This is a genomic window from Alkalihalobacillus alcalophilus ATCC 27647 = CGMCC 1.3604 (assembly GCF_000292245.2).
Taxonomy (GTDB): Bacteria; Bacillota; Bacilli; order Bacillales; family Bacillaceae_D; genus Alkalihalobacillus; species Alkalihalobacillus alcalophilus.
In genome coordinates this window covers 1-5,561 of record NZ_ALPT02000136.1, presented here as the reverse complement: position 1 = coordinate 5,561, position 5,561 = coordinate 1, and the positions used below count along the sequence as shown (strand labels likewise).

7 protein-coding genes are annotated in these 5,561 nt (G+C 38.1%); all 7 read left to right on the top strand.

What is annotated here, in order from left to right; all coding sequences use genetic code 11:
- Positions 1 to 3: 3 nt before the first annotated feature.
- The 7 genes from BALCAV_RS21890 to BALCAV_RS20425 all read left to right on the top strand — a co-directional run bounded on the left by BALCAV_RS21890 (position 4) and on the right by BALCAV_RS20425 (position 5,519).
- Positions 4 to 186, top strand: coding sequence for a YqzK family protein (locus BALCAV_RS21890; protein ID WP_235213158.1), 183 nt, complete (start codon positions 4 to 6; stop codon positions 184 to 186).
- Between the two features lie 19 nt (positions 187 to 205).
- Positions 206 to 1,096: a site-specific tyrosine recombinase XerD gene (gene xerD, locus BALCAV_RS20450; RefSeq protein WP_003324100.1), complete on the top strand. Its 891-nt coding sequence runs from the start codon at positions 206 to 208 to the stop codon at positions 1,094 to 1,096.
- Between the two features lie 112 nt (positions 1,097 to 1,208).
- Positions 1,209 to 2,408: a phosphopentomutase gene (gene deoB / locus BALCAV_RS20445; RefSeq protein WP_040324320.1), complete on the top strand. Its 1,200-nt coding sequence runs from the start codon at positions 1,209 to 1,211 to the stop codon at positions 2,406 to 2,408.
- Positions 2,409 to 2,421: 13 nt separating this feature from the next.
- Positions 2,422 to 3,240 carry a purine-nucleoside phosphorylase gene (locus tag BALCAV_RS20440; RefSeq protein WP_003324104.1) on the top strand — a complete coding sequence of 273 codons (819 nt, stop codon included), beginning with the start codon at positions 2,422 to 2,424 and terminating at the stop codon, positions 3,238 to 3,240.
- Between the two features lie 21 nt (positions 3,241 to 3,261).
- Entirely contained in the window at positions 3,262 to 4,566 is a 1,305-nt protein-coding gene (locus BALCAV_RS20435; RefSeq protein ID WP_003324105.1) for a pyrimidine-nucleoside phosphorylase, read from the top strand.
- A gap of 130 nt (positions 4,567 to 4,696) precedes the next feature.
- Complete coding sequence (locus BALCAV_RS20430) at positions 4,697 to 5,119, top strand: organic hydroperoxide resistance protein (RefSeq protein ID WP_003324106.1); 423 nt, start codon at positions 4,697 to 4,699, stop codon at positions 5,117 to 5,119.
- Positions 5,120 to 5,315: 196 nt separating this feature from the next.
- A complete protein-coding gene (locus BALCAV_RS20425; RefSeq protein WP_040324319.1) occupies positions 5,316 to 5,519 on the top strand; it encodes a hypothetical protein in 204 nt (67 codons plus the stop codon).
- Positions 5,520 to 5,561 lie beyond the last annotated feature (42 nt).

Below are 5,561 nucleotides of genomic sequence, written 5' to 3'. Positions count from 1 at the left end.
CTTATCATATTTATGGGATGCACAGCTTTGTTTTATTATGGTATTCTATGGATAAGTGCCGAGTATGAAAGCATGCACCGATACGATGAGCCACTTGGAAAAGCGGTCAAAGTTTTTCAAATGGATTCAGCTGAACCGGATACCATGACTAATCGATTAATGTGGTTCTACCGTCTAGGTGAATAATAATGAGGGGCGTTTACTTTTGGATAAAATGATAACTGATTTTATCGATTATATTCGAATTGAACGAGGGCTAAGCGAAAATACAATACTGTCCTACCGACGAGACTTGATTGCTTATCAAAGATATTTACAAAAGGTTGAACAAATAACCTCCTACCAAGCGGTTAAACGAGACTCGATTCGACAATATTTGTTTTTCTTAAAAGAACAAGGAAAAGCCGCTTCGACACTTGCTAGAACATTATCAACAATTCGAGCCTTTCATCAATATCAAGTGAGGGAGCGACATTTGGATCATGATCCATCTGATTTAATCGAAATGCCAAAAGCATCAAAACGACTCCCAAAAATATTAGCATTAGAAGAAGTAGAGGCTTTATTAGAAATGGCGGATGGAACAAAGCCGATCCAAATCCGAAATAAGGCGATGCTAGAGCTCTTGTATGCAACAGGAATGCGAGTAACTGAAATGACTCAATTAAGTTTGAGTGATATTCATTTATCAATGGGTTTTATCCGTTGTATTGGAAAAGGCAACAAAGAAAGAATTATTCCTTTAGGGAATACAGCCGTAAAAGAAATCGAGCGTTATTTGGATAAAGCGAGAGGGCACTTGTTAAAAAAGAATCAACATGATAGCTTATTTGTAAATCATTACGGGCGACCATTAACGAGACAAGGTTTTTGGAAGATTTTAAAACAATTAACAAAGGATGCAGGGATAACAAAAGAATTATCTCCCCATACGTTAAGGCATTCATTTGCCACTCATTTATTAGAAAATGGAGCCGATTTACGAGCGGTACAAGAAATGCTTGGACATGTTGATATATCAACAACTCAAATTTATACTCATGTGACAAAAACGAGATTAAAAGATGTTTATTCCCAGTTCCATCCACGTGCTTAAAAGAGGAATTGGTGAGGATAAATTTTCTTTTTTACTATCAGAGGTCAGACTTCTGACGTTTACGCTTTTGCTCGTATTATGAGAGAGTTGGGTATAATAACAAAAGAAAAGAATGGGAAGTTGGAGGGGTTTTTTAGTGAGAGATTATGAAAGAATATTTTTAATTGTCATGGACTCTGTTGGGATTGGAGAAGCTCCAGATGCTGATCAATTTGGAGATGTTGGTTCGCATACTTTAGGGAATATTGCCAAGGCGATGAACGGATTAAAGCTGCCAAATATGGCGAGAATGGGTTTAGCTCACATTGAACCGATTAAAGGGGTAGAAAAAGTCCAACAGCCGATTGGTCACTATGGGAAAATGCAAGAAGCATCAAGTGGGAAAGATACGATGACTGGACATTGGGAGATTATGGGCTTACATATTAAAGAACCTTTTCAGGTGTTTCCAGAAGGTTTTCCACCAGATTTGATTGAGCAACTTGAAAAGGAAACAGGCCGAAAAGTAATCGGGAATAAAGTCGCATCTGGAACGGAAATTTTAGATGAGTTAGGGGCAGAGCATGTCCGCTCAGGAGATTTAATTGTGTATACGTCAGCTGACTCTGTCTTACAAATTGCGGCTCACGAAGAGGTTGTTCCTTTAGAAGAACTGTATGAGATTTGTTTAAAAGCTCGCAAAATGACGCTCAAACCTCCGTATCGTTTAGGACGAATTATCGCAAGACCATTTATTGGAGCAGAGGGAGCTTGGGAGCGAACGGCTAATCGACATGATTACGCTTTAAAACCATTTGCTCGTACGGTAATGAATGAATTGATGGATGGTGGTTTTGATTCGATTGCTTTAGGAAAAATTTCAGATATTTATGATGGAGAAGGAATTACTGATGCAATTCGAACGGTCTCAAATGATGATGGTATGGAAAAATTGCTTAACGTGATGGAGCGAGATTTTACCGGTTTAGCCTTTTTAAACCTCGTTGATTTTGATGCGAAATATGGGCATAGAAGAGATCCAATCGGTTATGGTGAAGCTTTAGAACAATTTGACCGACAATTGATTGAAGTAATGAACCATTTAAAAGAGAAAGATTTATTAATTATTACGGCAGACCACGGCAATGATCCGACTTTTAAAGGAACGGATCATACAAGAGAATTTGTACCTTTGTTAACGTATACAAAAAATCAACAATCTGGAACTTCATTAGGAGTAAAAGATACCTTTGCAGACATAGGGGCCACGATTGCTGAAAACTTTGCCGTCGCTTTACCAAAACTAGGGACAAGCTTTTTAAAAGAGTTATAGGGGGATTATAAAAATGACAACAAAAGTGAAATTATTAGAAACGGTCGACTATTTAAATGAGAAAAAAATCCAAGCACCAAAAATTGGTCTTATTTTAGGATCAGGACTTGGTTTATTAGCGGATGAAATTGAAAATCCAATTAAAATCTCTTATTCAGACATTCCTCATTTTCCAGTATCTACGGTTGAAGGACATGCAGGTCAACTCGTATTTGGAGAATTAAAAGGAAAAAATGTTGTCGCTATGCAAGGAAGATTCCACTATTATGAAGGTTATCCACTTGATCATGTCACATATCCTGTCCGTGTTATGAAGGAGCTAGGGGTCGAACAATTAATTGTTACTAATGCTGCTGGTGGAGTTAATATGGAGTTTGAGGCAGGAGACTTAATGCTAATTACCGATCATATTAATAATATGTACCAAAATCCATTAATTGGACCAAATGATCCAGAACTAGGTGTTCGTTTTCCGGATATGTCAACAGCTTATTGCCCACAATTACGTGAGGTTGCCGAGTCAGTTGCTGGTGAGTTAGGAATTAAAGTTCAAAAAGGTGTTTATGTGGCCAACACAGGTCCAATTTATGAAACTCCGGCAGAAGTTCGCATGATTCGAGCAATTGGTGGGGATGCGGTTGGAATGTCAACTGTTCCTGAAGTGATTGTAGCCCGTCATGCTGGTTTAGACGTTTTAGGAATTTCATGCATTTCGAATATGGCAGCAGGGATTTTACCACAACCATTATCACATGATGAAGTTATTGAAACGACTGAAAGAGTAAAAACTGATTTCCTTGATTTAGTAAAAGAGACAATCAAAAAAATGTAACTTGTGAATGGGGGATGCCAAATGAGGATGGTTGATTTAATCGAGAAAAAAAGAGATGGTTTAGAGTTAACAAAGGAAGAAATTCATTTTATTATTTCTAATTATACAAAAGGTGATATTCCTGATTATCAAATGTCAGCTTTATCAATGGCGATCTTTTTTCAGGACATGACAAAAGCAGAGCGGGCTGAATTGACAATGGCGATGGTCAATTCAGGCGATAAGATTGACTTATCATCGCTTGAAGGTATAAAAGTAGATAAACACTCTACTGGTGGTGTCGGTGATAAAACGACGATTGCTTTAGCACCACTCGTTGCTTCAGTAGGGGTACCGGTTGCGAAAATGTCGGGCCGTGGTTTAGGTCATACAGGGGGAACTCTTGATAAACTTGAAGCGATCCCAGGTTTCTCGGTTGAAATGGACACGGAACAGTTTTTAAAACAAGTAAATGAACATAAAGTAGCGGTTGTTGGTCAAACAAATAATTTAACACCAGCTGATAAAAAGCTATACAGTTTACGTGATGTGACCGCAACGGTTAATTCGATTCCACTCATTGCAAGCTCTGTTATGAGTAAAAAAATTGCCTCTGGGGCAGAAGCGATTGTTTTAGATGTAAAAGTTGGCTCTGGTGCTTTTATGAAGGAGTTTGAGCAAGCGAAAGAATTAGCGACTGCAATGGTTGAAATCGGTAATGAGCTAGGACGTCAAACAATGGCGATTATTTCGGATATGAATCAACCACTCGGACAAACCGTTGGAAATGCTTTAGAAGTAAAAGAAGCGATTGAACTGTTAAAAGGGGAAGGGCCTAGTGATTTACATGAATTATGTTTAACGTTAGGAAGTTATATGGTCTATTTAGCCGAAAAAGCGAGTTCAATAGAAGAGGCTAGAACAAAATTAGAAGAAGTAATTCGTAGCGGCAAAGCGCTTGAAACCTTTAAAACATTTATTCGGGCTCAAGGTGGTGACGATTCGATTGTTGATCAGCTTGAAAAATTACCAGAGGCCACTTATAAACTAGAAGTACCATCGCCAAAAAGCGGCTATGTAGCAGAAATCATCGCTGACAAGATTGGAACGGCTGCTATGAAGCTAGGAGCAGGTCGACCAACAAAAGAGGCAGAAATTGATTTAGCAGTTGGTCTTATTTTAAACAAAAAAATCGGTGATTATGTTGAACAAGGCGAATCGCTTGTTACGTTACATAGTAATGACAAACAAGTAGAAGAAGTACAACAAATTATCTATGAGGCGTATCAATTAACAAATGAGTTAGTGACTTCTCCTCCACTTATTCATGAGATTATCAAACATTAAAAATGAATCGATCATACTCTTTTAGAAGGGTATGATCTTTTTTTGTCGAACTTATATAAAGGTGTTTAATTTTAGCTCAAAAAGTGAATAGTTAAACAGAGTGTTCTTAATTTAGGAAGGAGTTTTGATAATGGGAGATACAATTTTAACAGCACAAGCAAAAGCACATGGTGGACGAGAAGGACATGTTCAATCAGAGAATGGGGTCATTGATTTAAAATTAAAGATGCCAAAAGCAGGTGAAGAGGTTAAGGATGCAACAAACCCAGAGCAATTATTTGCGGCTGGATATGCGGCTTGCTTTGATGGAGCGTTAAATTTAATCGCTTCAAAGGCGAAAAAAGAAATTGAATCAGAAATTGAAGCCGAAGTAAGTTTAGTCAAGGATTCAAGTGATGGTGGTTTTAAAATTGCCGTAACACTAAATGCCCTCGTTCAAGGCGTATCAGATGAGGAAGCAAATGAGCTTGTACATAAAGCTCACGACTTTTGCCCTTATTCAAAAGCAACAAGGGGTAATGTAGAAGTGACATTAAATGTAATCACGAGATAAATATTGCTTAGATTTATAGCCCCAGTAGGCAGTGTGCTTACTGGGGCTATTTGGGTTGTAAGCCGAGAAAAAAGTAAAGGCTGGTGGTTAGCAAAAAGATGGAGACAATAAATGGGAAAGAGCAAAAGGAAAAGAGGTAACCAAATGGAGGTGGAGACAATAAAAGGGAAAGAGCAAAAGGAAAAGAGGTAACCAAATGGAGATGGAGGCAATAAAAGGGAAAGAACAAAAGGAAAAGAGGTGTCCAAATGAAGATGGAGGCAATAAATGGGAAGGAGAGAATGGAAAAGAGGTAACCAAATGGAGATGGAGACAACAAATGGGAAGGAGAGAATGGAAAAGAGGTAACCAAATAGAGATGGAGACAATAAATGGGAAGGAGAGAATGGAAAAGAGGTAACCAAATGGTGATGGAGGCAATAAAAGGGAAGGAGCAAAAGGA